At 33.6% G+C, this 21,936-nt stretch carries 17 protein-coding genes and 4 pseudogenes; 11 read left to right on the top strand and 10 right to left on the bottom strand.

Annotation, left to right across the window (positions count from 1 at the left end; translation table 11 throughout):
- Window positions 1-33 precede the first annotated feature (33 nt).
- Both OPR57_RS05865 and OPR57_RS05860 read right to left on the bottom strand, forming a co-directional pair.
- Window positions 34-321: pseudogene (locus OPR57_RS05865) on the bottom strand (phage tail protein); the annotation flags it as partial.
- A 14-nt stretch (window positions 322-335) separates the two neighbouring features.
- The gene (locus OPR57_RS05860; protein WP_265037484.1) at window positions 336-1,529 is read right to left on the bottom strand and encodes an IS4 family transposase; all 1,194 of its coding nucleotides are present in this window, start codon (window positions 1,527-1,529) and stop codon (window positions 336-338) included.
- Window positions 1,530-1,626: 97 nt separating this feature from the next.
- Between OPR57_RS05860 and OPR57_RS05855 the strand changes: the two genes are divergently transcribed.
- On the top strand, window positions 1,627-6,339 hold the full coding sequence (locus OPR57_RS05855) for an ankyrin repeat domain-containing protein (protein WP_265036256.1): 4,713 nt from the start codon (window positions 1,627-1,629) through the stop codon (window positions 6,337-6,339).
- Window positions 6,296-7,156 carry a tetratricopeptide repeat protein gene (locus OPR57_RS05850; RefSeq protein ID WP_265036255.1) on the top strand — a complete coding sequence of 287 codons (861 nt, stop codon included), beginning with the start codon at window positions 6,296-6,298 and terminating at the stop codon, window positions 7,154-7,156. Before OPR57_RS05855 ends, OPR57_RS05850 begins: the two co-directional genes overlap by 44 nt.
- Before the next feature lie 361 nt (window positions 7,157-7,517).
- Here OPR57_RS05850 and OPR57_RS05845 read toward each other — a convergent pair whose 3' ends face one another.
- A complete protein-coding gene (locus OPR57_RS05845) occupies window positions 7,518-8,483 on the bottom strand; it encodes an Rpn family recombination-promoting nuclease/putative transposase (protein WP_265036254.1) in 966 nt (321 codons plus the stop codon).
- A 120-nt stretch (window positions 8,484-8,603) separates the two neighbouring features.
- On the opposite strand from OPR57_RS05845, the pseudogene wmk (OPR57_RS05840) reads away from it, so the two are divergent.
- The 6 genes and pseudogenes from wmk (OPR57_RS05840) (at window position 8,604) to OPR57_RS05815 (ending at window position 14,914) form a co-directional block, all read left to right on the top strand.
- A pseudogene (gene wmk / locus OPR57_RS05840) lies at window positions 8,604-9,507 on the top strand (WO male-killing family protein Wmk).
- 171 nt (window positions 9,508-9,678) lie between these two features.
- Window positions 9,679-10,335: pseudogene (locus OPR57_RS05835) on the top strand (JAB domain-containing protein).
- Between the two features lie 104 nt (window positions 10,336-10,439).
- On the top strand, window positions 10,440-11,609 hold the full coding sequence (locus tag OPR57_RS05830) for a hypothetical protein (RefSeq protein WP_265036253.1): 1,170 nt from the start codon (window positions 10,440-10,442) through the stop codon (window positions 11,607-11,609).
- An 82-nt stretch (window positions 11,610-11,691) separates the two neighbouring features.
- Window positions 11,692-12,606, top strand: a complete 915-nt coding sequence (wmk, locus tag OPR57_RS05825) for a WO male-killing family protein Wmk (protein WP_265036252.1) — start codon at window positions 11,692-11,694, stop codon at window positions 12,604-12,606.
- 25 nt (window positions 12,607-12,631) lie between these two features.
- Window positions 12,632-13,552 carry a WO male-killing family protein Wmk gene (gene wmk, locus OPR57_RS05820; RefSeq protein ID WP_265036251.1) on the top strand — a complete coding sequence of 307 codons (921 nt, stop codon included), beginning with the start codon at window positions 12,632-12,634 and terminating at the stop codon, window positions 13,550-13,552.
- A gap of 456 nt (window positions 13,553-14,008) precedes the next feature.
- Entirely contained in the window at window positions 14,009-14,914 is a 906-nt protein-coding gene (locus tag OPR57_RS05815; RefSeq protein WP_265036250.1) for a DMT family transporter, read from the top strand.
- Between the two features lie 403 nt (window positions 14,915-15,317).
- Here OPR57_RS05815 and OPR57_RS05810 read toward each other — a convergent pair whose 3' ends face one another.
- The 4 genes and pseudogenes from OPR57_RS05810 to OPR57_RS05795 all read right to left on the bottom strand — a co-directional run bounded on the left by OPR57_RS05810 (window position 15,318) and on the right by OPR57_RS05795 (window position 17,980).
- Window positions 15,318-16,241 (bottom strand): patatin-like phospholipase family protein, encoded by a 924-nt coding sequence (locus tag OPR57_RS05810; RefSeq protein ID WP_265036249.1) that lies wholly within the window; start codon window positions 16,239-16,241, stop codon window positions 15,318-15,320.
- Window positions 16,242-16,262: 21 nt separating this feature from the next.
- Complete coding sequence (locus OPR57_RS05805; protein WP_265036248.1) at window positions 16,263-16,490, bottom strand: hypothetical protein; 228 nt, start codon at window positions 16,488-16,490, stop codon at window positions 16,263-16,265.
- 67 nt (window positions 16,491-16,557) lie between these two features.
- Window positions 16,558-16,770 (bottom strand): annotated as a pseudogene (locus OPR57_RS05800) (ankyrin repeat domain-containing protein); the annotation flags it as partial.
- A 16-nt stretch (window positions 16,771-16,786) separates the two neighbouring features.
- Window positions 16,787-17,980 carry an IS4 family transposase gene (locus tag OPR57_RS05795; protein ID WP_265037484.1) on the bottom strand — a complete coding sequence of 398 codons (1,194 nt, stop codon included), beginning with the start codon at window positions 17,978-17,980 and terminating at the stop codon, window positions 16,787-16,789.
- Between the two features lie 98 nt (window positions 17,981-18,078).
- Between OPR57_RS05795 and OPR57_RS05790 the strand changes: the two genes are divergently transcribed.
- Window positions 18,079-18,237 (top strand): hypothetical protein, encoded by a 159-nt coding sequence (locus OPR57_RS05790; RefSeq protein WP_265036247.1) that lies wholly within the window; start codon window positions 18,079-18,081, stop codon window positions 18,235-18,237.
- A 437-nt stretch (window positions 18,238-18,674) separates the two neighbouring features.
- On the opposite strand, the gene OPR57_RS05785 is transcribed toward OPR57_RS05790, so the two are convergent.
- Together OPR57_RS05785 and OPR57_RS05780 are read right to left on the bottom strand one after the other, a co-directional pair.
- On the bottom strand, window positions 18,675-19,085 hold the full coding sequence (locus OPR57_RS05785) for a DUF1284 domain-containing protein (protein WP_265036246.1): 411 nt from the start codon (window positions 19,083-19,085) through the stop codon (window positions 18,675-18,677).
- Window positions 19,082-19,609, bottom strand: a complete 528-nt coding sequence (locus tag OPR57_RS05780) for a biotin transporter BioY (RefSeq protein WP_265036245.1) — start codon at window positions 19,607-19,609, stop codon at window positions 19,082-19,084. Before OPR57_RS05780 ends, OPR57_RS05785 begins: the two co-directional genes overlap by 4 nt.
- 85 nt (window positions 19,610-19,694) lie before the next feature.
- Here OPR57_RS05780 and OPR57_RS05775 point away from each other — a divergent pair, with 85 nt between their 5' ends.
- A complete protein-coding gene (locus OPR57_RS05775; protein WP_265036244.1) occupies window positions 19,695-20,282 on the top strand; it encodes a nitroreductase family protein in 588 nt (195 codons plus the stop codon).
- Window positions 20,263-21,051: a diaminopimelate epimerase gene (gene dapF / locus OPR57_RS05770; RefSeq protein WP_265037575.1), complete on the top strand. Its 789-nt coding sequence runs from the start codon at window positions 20,263-20,265 to the stop codon at window positions 21,049-21,051. Before OPR57_RS05775 ends, dapF begins: the two co-directional genes overlap by 20 nt.
- Before the next feature lie 8 nt (window positions 21,052-21,059).
- Here dapF and sucD read toward each other — a convergent pair whose 3' ends face one another.
- Window positions 21,060-21,935, bottom strand: coding sequence for a succinate--CoA ligase subunit alpha (sucD, locus tag OPR57_RS05765; RefSeq protein ID WP_265036243.1), 876 nt, complete (start codon window positions 21,933-21,935; stop codon window positions 21,060-21,062).
- Window position 21,936: the final 1 nt, after the last annotated feature.

The following is a 21,936-nucleotide window of genomic DNA, read 5'->3' as shown; positions in this document are numbered from 1 at the left end:
TAATATAATATATGAGGATCTAAATATAAGTATTTAACTTATTACACATATTGCTTGACTATTTTTCCAACTTCTGTGCAAATGTCGATGTTCGTGCCACTTCAGTACTCCTGGATAAAATACTAAAATGTAATTTTCTAATTCGTGTATTGAGTCTTTTTGCTCTAAATCATTTTTATAGTAAACGTTGTGTTCTGCTAAACCGTATCTTATGATCTTCTGATCGGTATAATTTTCTACTTTGTAATCATGGGTAACGCTGAATCTTTCTAAAATTGGCTTGTATTTTAAACTCCAATGTTGCTCAGATAGTTTGCTACTCCATACGCGTCAAGTTAAGAAGCAAGGGTAAGAAAATTCAATGAACTTAAGGTGGATACTCTAGTTTTTCTATATCTATCTTTCACAGAAAATTGTGACCAGTCTGTGGTAAGTTTTTTCAGGAAAATTCTCAAATTATTAATTTTACTGCTTAACGCTAAAAACAACTCCCTAATCCTTCTTTTTAATTCAATGAATGCCTTTGTTAAACTCAGCTCTGTATTCTCTTTCAGTTTTATACAACCAACTATTCCATGAAATATAAGAATTGCGCACAATTTAGCGTATAGTTCACATAATACTCTGTATGGTTTTCCTTTAAGTTCGTCAAGCCTGATGTGACTCTTATACAATTTAAATAATAATTCAATCTGCCATCTTACCCTGTAAACTGTTAATACTTGTTCAGCGCTGATTTTACTCTCTGGAACGTTAGTTATGAATATCGACCAATCCAGCAATTTTTGATTCTTTTGAGAAGATGTATATCCATGTGATTTTGCTAACTTATTAGCCCTTCTTCTAATTATAGACTGTTCTTCAGTTAATTTTTGACATATAATTCTCACTTTAATTTTTACTTCTTTTCCTAATAGCACTTCCATCTCTAGAAGGGATTGACCTTCTAAACATTCCAACAACTCTATTTTTTGATTTGTTTCTATATCATATATATTGGTATCAGACTTATAACGACTAACAAAATATGCACCTGCTTCATCAATCTGTTTAAAAGAACTAGGCACAAAGTAGCCCAAATCAAATATTAGCAAATCATTGGCTGATAAACCGTTCAGATAATCCCTATAACCTTGATCCGACCTTATTCCTTCTATTAAATTTAACTTATCTAGCGCTTGGTTCAGGTAATCAAAGACTAACTGCAGCTTTATTCCTGATTTGGTATTACTCTCACAATCTCTATAGCTACTCCCATATCCTTTGTACATATCTTCCATGCTACTGGGCAGGCTAATATAATCCAAACCCTGTTTTGTAATTTCTATCGAGTCTTCATTTAGCAATTGGCACATTGTTTCTATGCTGCAATCACCAACTCCTATGTTACCAAAAACCATAGCTTTTATGAATGATGAGCCATTAAGTTTTCTCTTTCTTTTTATAAAACCTACTGCAATTGATATTTCGTCTGCTTTTTCATTAAAGAATTCATTGAGGTCTTTTGATAAGCAAGCTATTCTGTCCATTGTAAGTTCTCTCATTCACATATCCAAGAGAACTTATACCTTATTCTTTTCCTTCACTCTATCAATTTTACTTACACTTTTCCTTAACTTGACGCGTATGGCTAAAGAAAAATTAAAAATTAGCACAAAAGATATAGATTTAGATGAGAAAAGTCTAAAATCATTAGTTGAAGAGATATATGAATATTTTGCTGATGGAAAAAGCCTTTTTATTTTTGATAACGCTGAAAGGTATGTCTTAGTTGAAAAATTTTTACCATTAAGTTTATCTCCTAATACCAATAAACCTGATGTTTTAATTACTTCTCCTAATAACTTAGAATGGAAAGAAAGTCTTAGGGAAAATATAAAAGTGTTACCATTGTTGGGTGACTTTACTGACTTAGAGGCTACAGAGTTTGTTAAGAAAGCCCTGGAGATCGAGGATGACTCACAAAATCAAGATATAACAGAATTAGTAAAAAAGTTGTATAACTTTCCATTGGCTTTGCAACAGGCAGTGGCATATATAAAAGATACAAACGTAGCATATCAGAAAAGAAATTTGGAGTTTAAAGTTAGTGATTACTTAAAAAAGTATGAAGAAACACCAAAAAAACTGCTTAATGTTAAAGTACCAACTGGTATGCATGCTGAAACGATCTTTAAAACTTTGGAAGTTGCGTTTGATAAAATAAAGAACGAAGAGTACGGGCAGCAATCTCTGAATATGTTAAATATCATATCTTATTTTGCATCAAGTAATATTTCTGAAGAAATGTTTTTAAGTGAATTAGCAAGTGGTGATCGGGACAAACTTATTTCTATTACCACTCTGCTAGAAAAATATTCAATTGTACGCTTGGAACAAGGTATGCTGAATGTGCATGGATTAGTACAACAAGTGAGAAGATTAGATTTGGTGGAGCAAAAGGAAGAAGGAAAAGTATTAGAAGAAGAAACTCTAGCAAAGGCACTGGGGCTACTAGAAGAACATATGAAAGATCATAATAGTGTAGAACGTTATACATCTCATATAATATCAGCTTGGAATTATGCAAGTAAGTATGATAAGTTAATAGAGAGTTTCATTGTCAATGATATTGATGATAATGCAGCGTATACAAAGTATTTTCGCTTAATTGCTGAAGGTAGTAGCTATGAAGCTGTTGAAGATATAATAAATAAAGTAAAACAGAACTACTCTAATAAGCTTAAAGAAGTTATTAATGCAAAAGATGAAGATAGGGGAGTGCCACTACATAACGCAGCTTTGAGTGGTGATGAACGAATAGTAAAGCTTCTCAGAGAAAAAGGAGCGGATGTTAATATCAGAGACAAAGGTAAATTTACACCGCTACACTTGGAAGCTCTAAATGGTCATATAGGAGTTGTTAGTGAATTACTAAAAAAAGGTGAAATAGGTGTCAATGCTCAAACAACTAAAGGCAATACGCCATTACACTTAGCTGCAGAAAAGGCTAACTTAGAGGTAGTTAAGGCTTTAATTGCAAGGAATGCAAAGGTTGATGTTAAAAATGAAGAAGGTAAAGTAGTATCAGATTTGGCGCATGAAAAAAATCATCTAGAAGTTGAGAATTACATTATTCAGAACCAAAATAAGAGAGAAGTGGTTACTAGTCGAGTAGATCAAAATCAACAATTTACATATAAAAGAAGGCCAGGAACATCTGGTATAGGAGGTCAGCGTTATGCAATAGAGTTATTGATGTTGTTCTTGTTACAGGGGGAAACACAAAAAGAAGATAAAAAAATAGATGGTTTTTATTTAGCAACAAATATGGAGGAAGCAGGAGATTTTGATGATGTGGTCTTTAAGTATGGATATAATGAAGATGGAGTAAAAAAGTCAGAAATAGTTTTTTTACAAGCTAAGCATAAAGAGAATGAGAAGAATGAAAAAGGAACTAAAGTAAAGGAAAAAAAGGTTACAATTGATAGATTGCTTTCACAATCAGAAAAAGGTGACTTTCTTTTAAGAAAGTACTTCAGTACTTATAGAAAGATTAAACAGCTTAGATTAAAAAAGGATCATCTGATGTTTAGAGATGATATAGGAAGCTGTAGCTTCGTGGTTTATACTAATGCTGTACTTAATTTTGATAAGAGCAGAGATAGTGTTGAAAAAGCATGTGTAGAAGAGAAATATACAGAGCCTGGAGATATTTTAAATTTTAAAGGAGATTCACAAAAGTACTATAAACTAAATGCAGTTGAGAAAGTAGTGGATGCTTTAAGGCATTCACTGGATTATGAAGTACTTGTAAAAGAATTAGTTCAGTCTGTCTATTGTGGGAGTATAGATAGGAATAAGTCTATTTTGAAGGATTATCAAATTTTTCTAGTAGAAGGAGTGATAGAGAAAAAAAATCAAAGAGAGGGTAAACTGAGAGTAGAATTCCTTAATGGTGAGCAATATAGAGAATTTAGTAGTGCATTTTTTGAAGGGATAAAGAAGAAAGAATTTGCTAAAAAATCAGTGGATGAGTTGAAAGAAGAGTTAAAAAGGAAGATTATAAAATTACCTAATAATTTTGGATGTGCTGAAGAAAATGATTTAAAGCTTCCACTTCCTAGTAGGTTGTGTAGTGATAAGGAGATCGAGGAATTTTTAAGTGAGTTGAAACTTTTTGTGAGTCAGCCTGGGGAGGGTAATTTAGGTGAGATCATAAAACAGAAAATGCAGTCAATCTATAAAGTAGAGCAAAATGATATTGATCAAGTCTTTTCTTGTGTTGAGTATAGAGTACAAAAATGGTGGAGGAAAGGAGATAAATATATCACGGAAAGTGATGCATTCTTTCAAGAATCAGCAAGGGTTTCAATTAATTTTTATGTAGAAAAAACTGTAACCTGGTTTGTTGGAAGAATTACAGAATTAGATCTTCTACATAAAATACTACAAGAAGGCAGAGAAGGAGTAACATCACAGATATTCACTATAACTGGTCTTATTGGTGTGGGTAAAAGTGAATTGGCTAGAGCATATATTAGCAAACACAAAAAAGACTACGATAATAATATTATTTGGATAGATGCTAAAGATCAACCAGCCATTGTAAAGTCATTTATTGAATTAGCTCAAGATTACCTGAAAATCAGTGTATGTAATGTAGATGGAGGAAGAAAGAATATAGAGTCCATTGTAGAAGAGGTATACAGGTTTTTCGGAAAAGTAAAAAGCTTGTTTGTTTTTGATCATTATGAAGTAATTGATGGATTTGAGCGTTTCTTACCAATTGGCGCTTCAAGCAATAGTGGTAATAAGCCCTATATTTTAATTACTTCCCGCAGAAATGAAGAACAGTGGAAAGAAATGGGAATAAAAGAGGGAATAACATTAGGTCTATTAACTGAAGAAGAGGCTATAAGTTTTGTGAAGAAGGAGTTAGAAATTGATAATTTTCAAGATGAGAAGATAAGGGAGCTAGCGGTAGATAAATTATTTAGGTTTCCACAAGTCTTACGACAAGGAATTGAGTATATAAGAGAAGAAAGTAAAAAGTCTAAGCTTAGAGGAAAAGAAGGGTATACAGTAGACCTCTTTTTGCAGGAATATGAAGAAAATAAGAAGAAATTACTAGATTATAGTATGTCTCGGAACTTTTATGATCATTGTACCAAAACGATATTCGAAGTTTGGAGAGCAACGGCTGATAAAATAAAAAATAATACCAAATATGGAAATTTTGCTTTAGAAATTTTACATCTAGTAGCTTACTATGATTCCGACAATCTTCCTGTAGAATCTTTTTTTTCAAAATTAGCAAAAGATAATGAAAAATTGTGGGGAAGTATTGAATTATTGAGTTGCCATTCAGTAATAAAATTAGAAAAAGGCAAATTGAATATTTATAGACTAATTCAAGAAGTGACAAGGTTAGAGCTGAGAGAGCGGAATCAAGAGAAAAAAGTTTTAGGAAAAGCTTTTGGATTAATACAGCAAGCTTTTCTTAACGTCACGCCAAAAAATTGTGTTGAGATGCGAAAGTTGTTACGACATTTAGAAGTATTCCTTTCTTTTAGAGCTAAAAAAGCAGATGAAGAGAAAGAGAAAAGAGGAAAAAGTTACATTTTAAGTGTATTGACATGCATAATAGACGGGTATTCATTTATAGATGCTCGTGAGCAAAAAAAGAAATGGCTAAAAAAAGCTTTACATATTGTTGAGGAAGAGTACCGTAGAATTAATAATTCGCAAAAAATAACGTGGCTAAAAAATCTTTTACCTACTTTTGAGGAAGAGTATGGACGTGAGCATTTTGAAACGAGTAGAGTACTATTCAACTTAGGAAACGCTTATGGCGCTACAGGCAGTTCTTTAAAACAAAAGGAGTTCCTAGGAAGGGCTTTACCTATTTTTGAGAAAGAGTATGGACGTGAGCATTTTGAAACGGGTAGAGTACTATTCAACTTAGGAAACGCTTATGGCGCTACAGGCAGTCCTTTAAAACAAAAGGAGTTCCTAGGAAGGGCTTTACCTATTTTTGAGAAAGAGTATGGACATGAGCATTTTGAAACGGGTAGAGTACTATTCAACTTAGGAAACGCTTGTAGCGCTACAGGCGATTTTTTTGGACAAAAGGAGTTCCTAGGAAGGGCTTTACCTATTTTTGAGAAAGAGTATGGATGTGAGCATTCTGAAGTGGCTAGAATTTTAGCAAGCTTAGGCAACGCTTATGGCGCTATAGATAATAATGAAATGCAAATTAAGTTACTAGAAAGGGCTTTACTTCTTTTTGAGAAAGATTATAAATTTAATTGTCTTGAAATACCTAAAGTCCTATCAAGCTTATGGCACTATAGGTAATAATAAAATAAAAATTGAGTTCCTAGAAAGTACTTTAAATATTTCTATGCAATATTATATATCTGAGAATCTTGAGGCAGCTAGAATCTTAGAAAGTTTGGCCAGCGTTTATGGCGCTACAAGCAATTTTTTTAAACAAAAGGAGTTACTAGAAAGGGCTTTAGATATTTCTAGGCAATATAGTAACCTTAGCAACCTTGAGATGGCTAGAACCTTAGCAAGCTTAGGCAACGCTTATGGCACTACAGGTAATGATAAAATAAAAATTGAGTTGCTAGAAAGGGCTTTAGATATTTCTGTGCAATATTATAAACCTAGGAATCTTGAGATGGCTAGAATCTTAGAAAGTTTGGCCAGCGCTTATGGCGCTACAAGCAATTTTTTTAAACAAGATGAGTTACTAGAAAGGGCTTTACCTATTTTTGAGCAATGTTATGGACATGAGCATTTTGAAGTGGCTAAAATTTTAGTAAGCTTAGGCAACGCTTGTGGAAATATATTTGATTATTCTACACAAAGGGAGTTGCTAGAAAAGGCTTTATCTATTTTTGAGAAAAATAACTGCTGCCCACTTGTTAATCAATTAAGAAAAATGAAAGACAGATTAAATGGACTAGATATAACATTAAATCAATTAATACAACAGATCTCAAACGATACAAGTAGTAGATTAGAAGCTAATGGCGTACAAGAAGAGCAAGTATATTTAGAACCTCAAAGTTATTTAAGTAATGCTTCAGTTCACAGCCATTCAGAAGTATCAACTTGTCTTTCTGAGATAGGAGTAACCAAGCTTGGAGGTAATATCAATAGGTAGGTTGTAATATAAGAGGTGGAGCTATAATATGCCAAGTAGTGGAAAATTTAAAGTGAAGGTGGCAAAATTAGCCACAAAATAATTAGGTATACCAGTAGCAAGTTTGATGGTTCTAATACTAACATGAATGAAGTAGGAATACAAGACTAGAGTTGGGGAATAAATGGTTAATATACTATTCATATTAAACTTACAGCACGTAGCTTTGATATAGAAGTTTGGGTAACGTTATGATAGTAATTTATATAATTCTCTGTGCTATCTTTATAGCTGTTTTAGACAGTTCATTAGACTCTTAATTATGGGGTAGGTTTAACTTAGGAAAGGTTTTCATAAATGTTGAAGTGAATAAGTATGCATATTATGTTTTTTCTTTGAATTGTGAAATTTCAGAATGAGAAAAACCTGTAGTTTGTGATATGATATCAGTAGAGACACCAGCTTTAAGTAGGTTTTTGGCCACAGCTATTTTAGCTTGTTGTTCACCCTCTGCTATACCCTCTTTCTTACCTTCTGCTCTGCCTTTTTCATGGCCGATTTGGATGCCTTCTTGTCTACCTTCTTGTCTACCTTTTTCTTGACCTACTTTAAGACCCTCATCAAATTTTTGAGCAAAAGCAGCAATCTCATCCATTATGCGTTTTTTCATTTGTTCATATGCTAGTAATTCTTCTTCTGACCAGTTAAATTTATTCATCTCTTCATAAGCTCGTTTTATTATTACGTCACTACCAACTATTTTATCTAAGTCCTCTTCGTTTGTTTCTGCTGCATATCGAAAAAAATAACACCATTTTTCTACTATATTTTCTAGTTGGTCTTCTTTTGTCTTTGTAAATTTAGGTAGTTCTATGAATACGAAGTAAAAATCCTTTAAGTCATGTTCAAAGCTATTTTGATCTAAAATGACATGATTAGATTTGTACTCAGACTTATCTGGAAAGATGATACAATCAGCAACAGCAATAAAGATAATTTCCTTGAGATTATGATAATTATCACCTTGATCAGCTTGACTTGAGTAGGCTTTAGCAGCATAATACTGAGCACGCTTTTCGAAGCCCTTGGTCTTAGTGAACTGCATTTCTATAATATATCTTGAACCTTGAGAGTCTTTACAAAGAACATCGACAATACTCTGCTTTTTAGCGGCAATTTCAGGGTCTAAAATGGTAGCTAGAAATTCAACATCGTGAATAGCAGCTAAGCCAGTGAAGCCTAAAATATCGTTCAAGAAATGAATGAGAATATCTTTATTCTTCTCGGTGCCAAATATTCTTTTAAAGGCATAATCATTGCGAGCATCAAGAAACTTCGAAAGAGCCATGAGAAAGTAAGATAAAAAGCATTAACAATTATACACAATTGTGAAGAAATATTCAACTAAAATTCAAACATAGAAGTTTTTGTATATCTTTATTTGATAGTATTAGCCTGTATAATATTTATGGCAAATATCTTTATAAGGTACAAAATAGCACAAAAAGTAAGGAGCTGGAGGTTAAAGCGAGGTTATACTCAAAAAGATTTAGCGGGAAAAATTGGCGTAACGTATCAAATAGTACTACAATATGAAAAAGGAACACGTAAAATTTCGATTGAGAAATTGTATGCTATAGCAGAAGTGTTATCGGTTGGCATCATAGATCTTATTCCTGTATCAAATGAAAAAATTTGCCTTAAAAACGAAGAAGAAGAGATACTAAATCTAGTAAGAGAATATAAAAAGATTAACGATCAGGAGTTACGTAGAATGCTTTGTTTACTAACTAAAATTGCCAGAGTGAGTGAAGAAAATAGTAAAAAAACGGAGAGAATAAAAATTGCAAAAGCTCTGGTTAAAGCAGGAGTTTTTGTTGATACTGTTTCAAAAACAATTGGTCTATCTGCTGATGAATGTGTTGAAGAAAAAATAGGTTCTATATACTGCAAAATAGGAAAAAAGATAAAAGAATGGACGGGAGTATACTCAAAAGGATTTGGCTGAGAAAATGGATACAACACGTGATGAAATAAGCAACTCTGAGCAAGGACGTGTGGCCATTCCACTGGAAAAATTATATGCAATAGCAGAAACATTATCAATTAGCATTACAGATCTGCTCATAGGGGAAGATGAGATAGTAGAAAATGAGCTACCTGATTTAATAAAAGAATACAAAAAAATTGAGAGTCAAGAATTACGCTATGCGCTAATAAAATCTCTGTTTGAAAGCATACAAATTTGCGAAGAAAAAGTGAAAAGAGCAGAAAAGATCAAAATTGCAAAAGACTTAGTAAAAGAAGGAATTTCTATTGATATTATTTTGCAAGCGGTAGGCATCTCTTTAGACGAAATTCAACAAGTTTAAAATAAAAAAATCATCATATATTAATATCTTCACTTATTGATGAAAAAATAAGTAAAAAAGATTGAAAAATTGATTTGACTTCACTCGGAAGCTATGGCTCTATGCCAATGCTGATAAAAAAACAGCAGTAAATATTTAAAAAAAGTTTGTTGTTAGTGAAGGGTAAATTATATGAATAAAAGTAAAGAAGAAATAGAATTCAGAATATTAGAAAGTAAAGGCAAAGCATTACTTGATCGTGAAATAATGGAAACATTTTTAAGTGCAGTACATGAAAGGCCGCAGGCTCAAGAAATTGCTAAAAATCTGGTGAATACTTATACGGGAGTAGGAAGGATTTTAGGCCGAGAAATGGATGACCTGAAAGTTATAGAAGGAGTGACTGATTCTGCAGTAGCAATGATTATGTGTGTTAAGGAAACACTAGAAAGGGTGCTCAGAGAAAAACTTGAGAGTGGGCCAATCATGGACTTACAAGGGCTAGTAGAATATTTGAACGTAAATATAGGCCACTCAGAAAGGTAATGTGTAAAAATACTGTATTTGAATAAGAGGCGCCAATTAATCGGGGAAGAATCCTATATTGGTGAAATGGAAAAAGCACCAGTGTACATAAAGGAAATTACAAGAAAAGCATTAATAAAAAATGCAGCATTAATAATAATGTCACATAACCATCCTGGAGGGAGCTTAGAGCCGTCAGAAGAAGATCAAACAGTAACGAAGAGCCTAGCGGCAGCGTGTAGTACTGTAAGCGTTAGGTTATTTGATCACATTATTATGACAAGTGGGGGCTATTTTAGCTTTAGAGAAAACGGATTGTTATAGCAGAAAGTATTTGCAAATCCACTCACTATAATTTATAATGAGTAATAGAATGTATAAACTAAGATTTGTATATTTAGAAAGTATATTTAATAGCGGAGGCTAATATGGGTAATAAGATAATTGTACCTTTTGATGACAAAAAGGGAGGTGTTTACGAGTTAAACATTGATCTGGATAGATTATCGAAGGGTGAGATGTTAAATGCTATTGTAGGAATTGGTCGTGCTAACCAGTCCACCTTTGTAAGCAAAATTAATAAGGCTAAAAATCCTGGAGATGTACCTTTCCCTGGTAGAGAAGTTCGCGAAAACCAAATCAACTATGGGAAAGGACTTGACTACATATATGGCACAAAACCTTTAAATGATCAAGCAGAAGATTTAAATCCATTTGCTTCAAACTTGCAAAAAATAAAACCAAGTGCAGAAAAGTTGAGCTGGCTTAAAAGTGCTGTGGTAAGAGCAAAAAGTCCAAATGAACTGCACAAGGCTGTAGACGAAGCGCTAGCTTCTGGAGCAAGGCTAAATGCATGTAATGATGGGGAATGGAGCTTTGCAGAATATGTAGTATTAGGTACACATTTTCACAGATTAGAAAAAGGTGATCGAAAAAAGCTAATACGTAAATTAATGCTAAGCTGTGCAGAGTTTCATGATACTCTACTACAGAATAAACTGATAGGTGAAATCTATAATGAGCTACAACCAGAAGTTCAACCACAGATAGATAAGCAACTAGAAGAACTAGAAAAAGCTGGCGAAAGTGCTGTTCAGGAAGGAGAATTAATAGATATTGAGATAGACAATACAACATCGTATATAGAGTTCTCTGAAAATAGTAAGATAGAAGTAGCCAAAATACTGAGAGAGTTAGGAAGTAATATTTTAAAAATTGGCAATGATGCAGTTGAGGTTAAAAGTGAGAAGGGAGGTATAAGAAACTATACCGATATTTCAGATGGCAGCTCTGTCATGTTAGAATTTCCTACGAGCATTGGTAAGCGAAATATTGTATTGTACCAGGACGTAAAAAACTGCAGTCAGGTACAAGTAAAAGTAGCGGATAAGGAAATGTGGGCTGAATTACAAAAAAGAGGAGAAGAAATTGGAAAAAATTGCCTTTTTGGGGGAGTGAAGCTTAAGGAAGTGGTAGAAAGAGGTAATTTCACTAGGTGCGGCATATGGAGTGAAAAGCAGAAGGAAGTAAGTGAAAAATTGTTTTCATGGGCAGACAAAGTACGTGAAAATAGTAAAGAAACTTGTAGGGCACTTTAATTCATCTACAACCAATTTAAAGGTTCCAGAGTCTGGCTATTATATCTGGAGCCTTTGAGCTATAGTATAAAATATTATATGTATGGTTCTTTTCGTGGAAAAAAGTCTAGATTATAAAGTGGGAGAAAAATTAAAAAGTTGGAGGTTAGAACGAGGGTACACTCAAAAAGATTTAGCAGAGAAACTTGGTGTAAAGTACTGGGTAATACTGCAATATGAAAAAGGGAACCGTAGAATTCCAATTGAAAGGTTATATGCTATAGCTGAGGCACTATCAATCAGTATTACGGATCTAATTCCTATATCAAAAAGCTGTCTTGAAGATGAGGGAGAAGAAATATTAAATCTAGTAAGAGAATATAAAAAGATTAATGATCAGGAGCTACGTAAAATATTTTGTTTACTAACCAAATTTGTCCAAGTCAGTGAAAAAAGTAGTAGAAAATCGGAAAAAATAAAAATTGCAAAGGGTTTGGTTAAATCGGGAGTTTCTGTTGATATTGTTGCAAAAACAATTGGTCTGTCTGCTGATGAGTGTATTGAAGAAAAAGTTGGTTCTATATACTACCAAATAGGAAAAAAGATAAAAGAATGGAGGCTAGTGAGGGAGTATATTCAAAAAGATTTAGCAGAGAAAATGAGTACAACACGTCACGAAATAAGCAACTATGAACAAGGGCGTGTAGCTATTCCACTGGAAAAATTATATGCAATAGCAGAAACATTATCGATTAGTATTACAGATCTCCTAATAGAGGAAGATGAAGGTAGTAAAGTAGAAAATGAATTACCTAATTTAATTGAAGAATACAAAAAAATTGAGAGCCAAGAACTACGTAATGCATTAATAAAATCTTTGTTTGAAGGGATACGTATTTGTGAAGAAAAAGTGAGGAAAGCGGAAAGAATCAAAGTTGCAAAGAATTTAGTAAAAGGGGGAATTTCTATTGATATTATTTTGCAAATAGTCGGCTTATCTGCTGATCAAATTGCATGAAAATTTGTTTCTAAGTAAGGTATATATGTTTGTTTCTGTAAGAGATATTAGTTCTATAAGCTACAAAATAGGACAAAAAATAGAAAATAGCAGATTAATGCGAGGTCATACTCAAATAGGATTAGCAAGTAAAATAGGTTTAACATACCAAGAGGTGAACAGCTATGAAAATGGCTATAGCCCTATTCCTGTTGAAGTATTATATATAATAGCAAAAGCATTATCAGCTACTGTTACAGATCTACTACCTGAATCAGTAGTAGTAAGAGAGTATAAAGATGAAGACGAAGAAATACTCTATCTAACAAAAATATATGAGAATCAAAAATTAGGTAAAATAGTACCTTCATTAGTCAGGTTTGTTCATATTAGCGAGAAAATCAATCAAGAGGAGGCAAGATTAGAGGTAGCAAAAAATCTAGTAAAAGAAGGAGTTTCAGTTGACATAATTTCCCAAGCAACGGGCTTATTTATTTATGAGTATGATAATACAGAGAGAGAAATCTGCACTGATTTTATATATTACAGAATAGGACAAAGAGTAAGAGAATGGAGATTGATAAGAAGGTATACTCAAAAAGATTTGGCGGATAAAGTTGGTGTAACACTCAAGGAAATACACGAATATGAAAAAGGGTATACTGCCATATCATTAGATAAATTATATGAAATAGCAGGAGAATTATCAGTGAATATTAAAGTTCTGCTACCTAAAACAAGAGAAAGCAAAAAGCTATTGAGTTTAATGGATGAGTACAGAGAAGATGAGACTCAAGAATCACTAGTCAAATCTCTATCTGAAGATATGAAAAGTGGCAAGGAAAAAGTTAAAAAAGCAGAGAAAATCAAGGTTGCAAAAGATCTAGTTAAGGCAGGTATTGCTATTGATATTATCGTGCGAGCAAGTGGCCTAACTGCCGATGAGTTGGGTGATTGTGAAAATTGAATTGTGTTTAAGATACAAGTAAAAATAGTCAATATATTAACCATTCTAAATCCTTGTTTAGCTGACTCAACTGAAGCATTTTCATAAAGTTTTGCTGCTAATTCGTGTTGTTTGATAAACTTCAAATTTAATGCTTTTAAAATTGATGCTGAAAATACATATTGCTAATGCTAGCAGAGGAGCTAGTTGGTAAAATCGCCACAGCCGTCAGTACTCCCGATTACTTTTCCTGATAATGTGATAGTATTCGCAAGTATTATAATATATTACAAAAAAATCAGTTAGCATTTCTGTTTATTAAAATTATACAATAAAGCTGCATTTTATATAACACTTCTCAAATTATTTCTACTAAATATTTATGAATATGGTTAAACAGTAGATAGAAGAAACCTTTTCTATTATTGATCTTTTGTACAGTAAAGTTATCTCATAAAATATTAAATTGGGAGTTTTATGGATCACAGACTAAGAGCTTATTTGCTTGGAGTTACCTGGTTTATACTCAGTTTACTTAGTAGTGTAGTTAATGATACTATATCAAAGTGTCTCGGGTTACACCTTCAAAGTTTTGAGATAATCTTTTTCCGTTTTTTATTTAGCACTATTACTCTTATACCTTTTATATTTTACTATGGAATAGGAATTTGTAAAACAAGTCGAATATCTATTCAAATAACTAGAGGTGCATTGTTGTTTTGTGGAATGACCTTATGGACCTATGGGTTGACTATTTGCCCAATAGTAACTGCAACAATTATAGGTTTCTCAATACCATTATTTGTTATGCTTCTTGCAATTCCTTTTCTGGAAGAAAATATAATTTGGCAAAGATGGGTAGTAGCTGTCATTGGTTTTATTGGTATTGCTATTACTACTAAAGCTTATAGTGAGGATTTTAATCCTAAAATTCTTATTTTTATTGTATCCGCATTAATCTTCGCTATACTAGATGTACTTAATAAGAAGCTTGTAATGAAGGAGACAATAATAAGTATATTATTTTACTCAGCTCTAACAACAACAATTTTTTCCACTCCATCTTTGTTATTTTATTGGCATATGCCTTCCTTGTTGGAGTTAGTATTACTGCTGATTTTAGGAATAAGTTCAAACCTAATTCTGTTCTTCATGTTAAAAGCTTTTGCTCTTACTGATGCTACTGCACTTGCACCGTATAGATACATAGAGCTAATAATTTCTGCAATAGTAGCATACGTTATATTTAATGAATTACCTGATAAAAGTGCTTTATATGGTACTTTGATATTAATACCATCAACCTTGTTCATAGCTTATTCGGAAGGTAAGGCAATTAAGAAAAATAGTGTAACAACAAAAGTGTATGACTCAAATTGTTAATGATGTTTATTTTAGATGCTAAGCTACATTTTTAAGGATTAGGAGTAGTATCTGGTACAATGTAAGCGTTTGACATAAATACTAAGAATTTTTGAAATCAGGAAAAATTCCTCTATATGAACCTGGATTAGTAGACATTGACCTTTTTATTTTTTTTTGAGAAGTTTTGATCTAAAATGAGATAATTTTTTTTTAATAGTCTATAAATTACTAATTTTATCATTTAATATCTAAAATAATTTTTACCGTTTCTCTTCTTTCTTATGCCACTTTTTAACTTGACGCGTATGGCAACTGTCAGTAAATCATTTTTTTTAAGTAGTGTTTTTGGCTTAGCTTCTTAAAACATTTTTTTGGAGAAGAGATATCCCTTGCTACAGAATTTTTTTGGCATTTCTACGTATCAAGATATAAGATCATAGAATTTCTCTATCGCTTTCTGATTGTCCTCTATCATTGCATTTGCTTCTTGCTGAAGAGATTTGATATTTTTTGATGTAATATTATCCATGTCAGGTGATGCTATTTTTAATTGCGATTGTATGCGTATATATTTATGAGCTATAACTTGATTAAGTTGGTAATTTACTGAATCTAAACTTGAAGCAAACATCACATTCAGTAGTGGCTTGATCCAGCCTATTTTTCCAAATCTCCTTGAATTAGCTATGCTTCTATCTGTTCTACCAGTACCTAGTGATAACAGTATAATCTCATCATTTGGAAAAAATTTCTTACCACTTGCATATGCACAAGCAGCTGGATTATTAGCAAAAACCCCTCCATCCACTAGTACCATTTCCTTTTGGTTGACTTTTAAATATTTAGGTGCAAAGTAAGTAGGTGCTGCAGTTGCTGCTCTTAATACATCCCTTAATTTAATAAAATTCCTATCCTCTTTCCAGCTTTTGAAGAAAAATGGGCAGTTATTGTGAATATCGTAACTCGTAATCAACACATTACTTAAAGTGTTTTTAAAGACATCATCGCCAAAATATTTATGAAGTACATACTCAATATTTTTATGTGGGTATTGTGCACAGTTAAACCAAGATAATATTGATCTCCTGAAGAACGAAGATTTAAAAATATATGACCCGTATTTTTGGTAAAATTCAACTAAATCATTGGCTGAATATTGAGGGCTTCCTTGTTTATCTTTTTTACATAATCCTGCTATAACAATTCCACCAGTTGAGGTTCCTGCAATCAGATCAAAGATTTCAGCTATCGGTTTTCTTGTCCTTTGCTCTATTTCTGCGAGAATAATGGCAGGAATGATGCCTCTAATTCCACCTCCATCAACGGATAAAATGTATTTAATCAATTGTAAATTTAGGTAAGGATATTAAGATTTAATTTTTCCGCTTAAAACCTGCAATTTAAACTCATCTAATTCTTCAGAAAGATTTTTTACCCTTTCCTCAAGTACTAACACTTTTTCCATTAAACCATATTCAATGAGTTTATTGTGAAATTGTACCCTTGAGTCTAGCTTGGATAACCACCATATCAATGCTACGGTTTGGATTAATATGGTAATAATTACCGTAATTGGGATTTTTTGCTTTTTCATGTGAAAAGATTAATTTGTTATGGATAGTTTTGGAAATTTATATATAGATTATAGAAAACTTACAGCTTTAGTGATTACTTTTTGTTGATTCGTATTGATCCTCTGCTTTAGCAAGTAGCTTTATGATTTCCCTGTAAGGTTTATCTTTGTTGTGCCTTGATTCTATTACAGCTACATCTCTAGGATTTTTTCCATCTGTATCTCTAGTATTAGGATTAGCGCCTCTTTCTAATAAGAACTTAACTATCTCTGAATTACCTCCGTATGAGGCAGAATGTAATACCATACGCGTCAAGTTAAGAAGCAAGGGTAAGAAAATTCAATGAACTTAAGGTGGATACTCTAGTTTTTCTATATCTATCTTTCACAGAAAATTGTGACCAGTCTGTGGTAAGTTTTTTCAGGAAAATTCTCAAATTATTAATTTTACTGCTTAACGCTAAAAACAACTCCCTAATCCTTCTTTTTAATTCAATGAATGCCTTTGTTAAACTCAGCTCTGTATTCTCTTTCAGTTTTATACAACCAACTATTCCATGAAATATAAGAATTGCGCACAATTTAGCGTATAGTTCACATAATACTCTGTATGGTTTTCCTTTAAGTTCGTCAAGCCTGATGTGACTCTTATACAATTTAAATAATAATTCAATCTGCCATCTTACCCTGTAAACTGTTAATACTTGTTCAGCGCTGATTTTACTCTCTGGAACGTTAGTTATGAATATCGACCAATCCAGCAATTTTTGATTCTTTTGAGAAGATGTATATCCATGTGATTTTGCTAACTTATTAGCCCTTCTTCTAATTATAGACTGTTCTTCAGTTAATTTTTGACATATAATTCTCACTTTAATTTTTACTTCTTTTCCTAATAGCACTTCCATCTCTAGAAGGGATTGACCTTCTAAACATTCCAACAACTCTATTTTTTGATTTGTTTCTATATCATATATATTGGTATCAGACTTATAACGACTAACAAAATATGCACCTGCTTCATCAATCTGTTTAAAAGAACTAGGCACAAAGTAGCCCAAATCAAATATTAGCAAATCATTGGCTGATAAACCGTTCAGATAATCCCTATAACCTTGATCCGACCTTATTCCTTCTATTAAATTTAACTTATCTAGCGCTTGGTTCAGGTAATCAAAGACTAACTGCAGCTTTATTCCTGATTTGGTATTACTCTCACAATCTCTATAGCTACTCCCATATCCTTTGTACATATCTTCCATGCTACTGGGCAGGCTAATATAATCCAAACCCTGTTTTGTAATTTCTATCGAGTCTTCATTTAGCAATTGGCACATTGTTTCTATGCTGCAATCACCAACTCCTATGTTACCAAAAACCATAGCTTTTATGAATGATGAGCCATTAAGTTTTCTCTTTCTTTTTATAAAACCTACTGCAATTGATATTTCGTCTGCTTTTTCATTAAAGAATTCATTGAGGTCTTTTGATAAGCAAGCTATTCTGTCCATTGTAAGTTCTCTCATTCACATATCCAAGAAGAACTTATACCTTATTCTTTTCCTTCACTCTATCAATTTTACTTACACTTTTCCTTAACTTGACGCGTATGCTTCATCTTACACTCCCTCTAACAATTTTGAAAGAAGTCTATTCTTTTTCCTGGATCCCAGTGTCTGGGCACTGGGATGACAAAAAAAGGAGCACTGGAATGATAGCAGTCCTACGTCATACCGCCGCGGTATCTCTAGATCCCGCTAACACGTAGCGGGATACTTGACCTTTACAGGGATGACGGTTGTCGTTTAGCCACAAACATTAAGAAATTTACCAAACGAAAAAAAGGCAAAAGAAGCCCCGTGGTGCGAGTTTTGACCCTATAATAATTTAAACTGGCGCTGTAATAATGTGCTAACGCTTAAAATAAGCGCGATTTGGCTGAATGTAGAAAAAATAAAAAAGACATGCAGCCGCTATAATTTTATGTAATCCGCCAATAAATACCCTGAGTTTTTTACTGAATTTTGTCATTGAGCCTGCAGGTCAAAAACAATGAGTCATAAATACCCTTAATACTATGATAAGGGGGATGGCGAAGGGTGTCAAGTAGGTTTTTTCGTTTCTACTGAATGACAATTGTGGCTTGGGAGGTAGTGCAAGAAGTCTATTTCCATAAAAATGCTTCAATTTATCTTAACATTTTTGTCAACTACCTTTGTAGGAATGACAATTTAAAAGGGCATCTTTACATATTCCATATGGCTGCCAGTTGCACCTCTCACATGCGTAATCAAATTTCTTTAAAGACATTTTCTCCCTAATCTTTTCTACCGCTTCACTCCAGGTCAAAGTTTCGCCAATTTTAATTCCTAAAATTTCCATATGCCTTCTATCTAGCTCTAAAACTTTAGCTTGTTCGGTGCATTCACCTTGTTTAGTCTGGTTTGGGCAAGCACTACAAATACTATCAAGGTTACCAACTACTTCGATTTTAGTGTTAGGATCACTAATTACTTTGCTTGCTATCTTTTTATAATTTTCTACAAAACCCTGAGAATACCCATACCCTTGAAATGCAAGGGTGCACATGAAATGATGAGGGCGAAATTTTATCATTTTTTCAAATATTGCAAAGCTGCTACAAGTAGAAAAATTTTTACCAAACCAGGAAGGATAAATGGTAAAACACCCACCATTATTGCTTGTTCCAGACCCAAGTAAACAGCAAGCCAACTGGCACCACATATAAAAATCATAGCTGTGCCAACTATACAACTAAAAGAATTGCGCGCGAGTAATTCACATCTAAAGCTTAAGAGTTCATTTACTTCGCCCATCATTATGACAGCAGCTAAACAGCCAATTAAATATCCACCAGTTGGTCCAAGAAGAGCGTGATAACCACCAGAAAAATTTGCAAGAACAGGCAATCCTGCTGCACCAAGTGATAGATATGTAAGCACAGAATAGAATGCTGTTCTGCGGTTAAATTTAAGCCCAATAAGCATTACTCCTAAAGTTTGCAATGTGATAGGCACAGGCTGCAATGGTATGCTTATTTGAGCCATCAAGAATAAAAGTAAAACGCAAGACAATATTTCAGCCAGTGTTGATCTGCTGCTAGATTGTGTTATAAACATACTTTCCCAATAAAAATAACTTATTAAATGTCATATATGTGTATGAGAGGTTTTGCAATTTAAATTTTGCTTATATTGTGCTACAATGAATTATTTATGCACTATTAAATTAAAAATGATGAGTAAACAAGATCTATTATCGTTGATGAAAGCAAGACACAGCGGACGTTCATACGATCCTACAAGAGCAATATCTCAGGAAGACATAGATATTTTAATGGAAGCTGTAAGGCTGACTCCCTCATGTTTTGGTGATGAACCCTGGAGATACGTAATATGCAACAAACAGAACAATCAAAGCGCATGGGAAAAGCTGCTAAATTGCCTTGATGAATCTAATCAAAAGTGGGCAAAAGATGCACAAATACTAATTATATCTCTAAGCGCTAAGAATTTCCGTAAATCTGACAAAGGTGAAAATTTTTGGGCTAATCACGATACTGGTGCAGCAAATTATGCACTTATGCTACAGGCTGCAGCTATGAACTTAATGGCTCATCAAATGGGTGGATTTGATAGAGATAAAATAGTAGAAAGATTCAACATATCCGATGATTTTAATGTAATGTCAGTGATAGCGGTTGGTTACGAAGAAGAGGGCGCTGAAACAAGTAAGAAAAAAAGGAGACCAATAGAAGAAATATTTTTTTATGATGAGTGGCCAAGGTCCTGAAAATTTTATCAAAATGCACGGCACTGGTAACAACTTCGTTATCATAGACTCACGTTCAACAAACAATTTAGACTGGAACCATAGACAAATTGCTGATCAAAGCAGTTGTGATCAAGTGATAATTATAACAATGTCTAATGCTGCAGACTGCTTTATGCATATCTATAATGCTGATGGCAGTCGAGCTGAAATGTGCGGAAACGCAGCACGCTGTGTTGGATATTTGATAATGTCAGAAAAAGGTACTGAGTATATCACTATTGAGCTAACAAACAAACGCATTTTAGAGTGTTTTAAAGTGGGTGATAAATCCATAAAGGTTAACATGGGTAAACCTTTGCTAAAATGGCATAAAATTCCCTTGTCTACTGAGTGTGACACTCTTCACTTACCTATAGAGCTTGAAATGCTAAAAGATCCTGTTGCAGTAAATATTGGTAATCCTCACATAGTTTTTTTTGTTGATAACATAAGTGAAATACCATTGCGAAATTTAGGACCAAAGCTAGAAAATCACGTATTATTTCCTCAGAAAATTAATATTAGTATTGCACAAGTTGAAAAGTCTGGAGAAATAGCTTTAAGAGTTTGGGAAAGAGGTACAGGCATTACTGCATCATGCGGTAGTGCAGCCTGTGCAGCACTTGTTGCATCCACACTACGTGGATATCTAACTGCCCAACAGACTTCAGTAGGTTTACCAGGAGGTAAATTGCTAATCAAGTGGGCAAATAACGTATTCATGACCGGTGATGTAGGGTTTTTGTGACCCTAATTCTAGTGATGCATTACTTCCAAAACTTTTTTACCAATCACCGCAGGAGTCTCTGCAATTGCAATTCCAGCGCTTCGCATAACTTCTAGTTTTGCACCAGCACTTCCACCACTGGAAGAGATGATTGCTCCAGCGTGTCCCATACGTCTTCCTGGGGGTGCTGTTTGACCTGCTACAAAACCAACGATTGGCTTTTTAGTTTTTTCTGTCTTCACAAAATGTGATACATCTTCTTCTTCGTTTCCACCTATTTCACCAATAACTACAATACCATGAGTATCGTCATCTTTTAAAAAGAGCTCCATACAGTCGACAAATGTCATACCATGAACTGGATCTCCCCCAATTCCGATACACGTGGATTGACCAAGACCAACAGCGGTTGTTTGTGCTACTGCCTCGTAAGTTAAAGTTCCAGAGCGAGACATAATTCCTATGTGTCCACGCTTATGGATATGGCCAGGCATAATTCCTATTTTGCACTCTTCAGGCGTAATAATTCCCGGGCAGTTGGGACCAACCAATCGACTTTTTGAATCAACAAGCGCGCGCTTAACTTTCACCATATCAAGTATAGGAATGCCCTCTGTAATACAAACTATCAATTCTATTTTTGCATCTATTGCTTCAAGTATTGCAGCAGCAGCAAATTTAGCAGGTACATATATTACCGTGGCATTCGCATCAGTTTTTTCTCTAGCTTCTGCTACAGTATTAAAAACCGGTAAATTAAGGTGAGTGCTACCACCCTTTCCAGGAGTTACACCGCCAACCATTTTCGTCCCGTAGTCAATAGCTTGCTCTGAATGAAACGTACCTTGTGCACCAGTAAAACCCTGGCATATTAATCTTGTATCTTTATTTACTAAAACGGACATG

It is taken from the genome of Wolbachia endosymbiont (group A) of Anomoia purmunda, assembly GCF_947251545.1.
GTDB lineage: Bacteria > Pseudomonadota > Alphaproteobacteria > Rickettsiales > Anaplasmataceae > Wolbachia.
This window is presented reverse-complemented; position numbering and strand designations above follow the sequence as displayed.

Coding starts and splice junctions, on each gene's coding strand:
- OPR57_RS05860 (WP_265037484.1), bottom strand. CDS start 1,529: ATGGACAGAATAGCTTGCTTATCAAAAGACCTCAATGAATTCTTTAAT.
- OPR57_RS05855 (WP_265036256.1), top strand. CDS start 1,627: ATGGCTAAAGAAAAATTAAAAATTAGCACAAAAGATATAGATTTAGAT.
- OPR57_RS05845 (WP_265036254.1), bottom strand. CDS start 8,483: ATGGCTCTTTCGAAGTTTCTTGATGCTCGCAATGATTATGCCTTTAAA.
- OPR57_RS05830 (WP_265036253.1), top strand. CDS start 10,440: ATGGGTAATAAGATAATTGTACCTTTTGATGACAAAAAGGGAGGTGTT.
- wmk (WP_265036252.1), top strand. CDS start 11,692: ATGGTTCTTTTCGTGGAAAAAAGTCTAGATTATAAAGTGGGAGAAAAA.
- wmk (WP_265036251.1), top strand. CDS start 12,632: ATGTTTGTTTCTGTAAGAGATATTAGTTCTATAAGCTACAAAATAGGA.
- OPR57_RS05815 (WP_265036250.1), top strand. CDS start 14,009: ATGGATCACAGACTAAGAGCTTATTTGCTTGGAGTTACCTGGTTTATA.
- OPR57_RS05805 (WP_265036248.1), bottom strand. CDS start 16,490: ATGAAAAAGCAAAAAATCCCAATTACGGTAATTATTACCATATTAATC.
- OPR57_RS05795 (WP_265037484.1), bottom strand. CDS start 17,980: ATGGACAGAATAGCTTGCTTATCAAAAGACCTCAATGAATTCTTTAAT.
- OPR57_RS05790 (WP_265036247.1), top strand. CDS start 18,079: ATGCTTCATCTTACACTCCCTCTAACAATTTTGAAAGAAGTCTATTCT.
- OPR57_RS05785 (WP_265036246.1), bottom strand. CDS start 19,085: ATGATAAAATTTCGCCCTCATCATTTCATGTGCACCCTTGCATTTCAA.
- OPR57_RS05780 (WP_265036245.1), bottom strand. CDS start 19,609: ATGTTTATAACACAATCTAGCAGCAGATCAACACTGGCTGAAATATTG.
- OPR57_RS05775 (WP_265036244.1), top strand. CDS start 19,695: ATGAATTATTTATGCACTATTAAATTAAAAATGATGAGTAAACAAGAT.
- dapF (WP_265037575.1), top strand. CDS start 20,263: ATGAGTGGCCAAGGTCCTGAAAATTTTATCAAAATGCACGGCACTGGT.
- sucD (WP_265036243.1), bottom strand. CDS start 21,935: ATGTCCGTTTTAGTAAATAAAGATACAAGATTAATATGCCAGGGTTTT.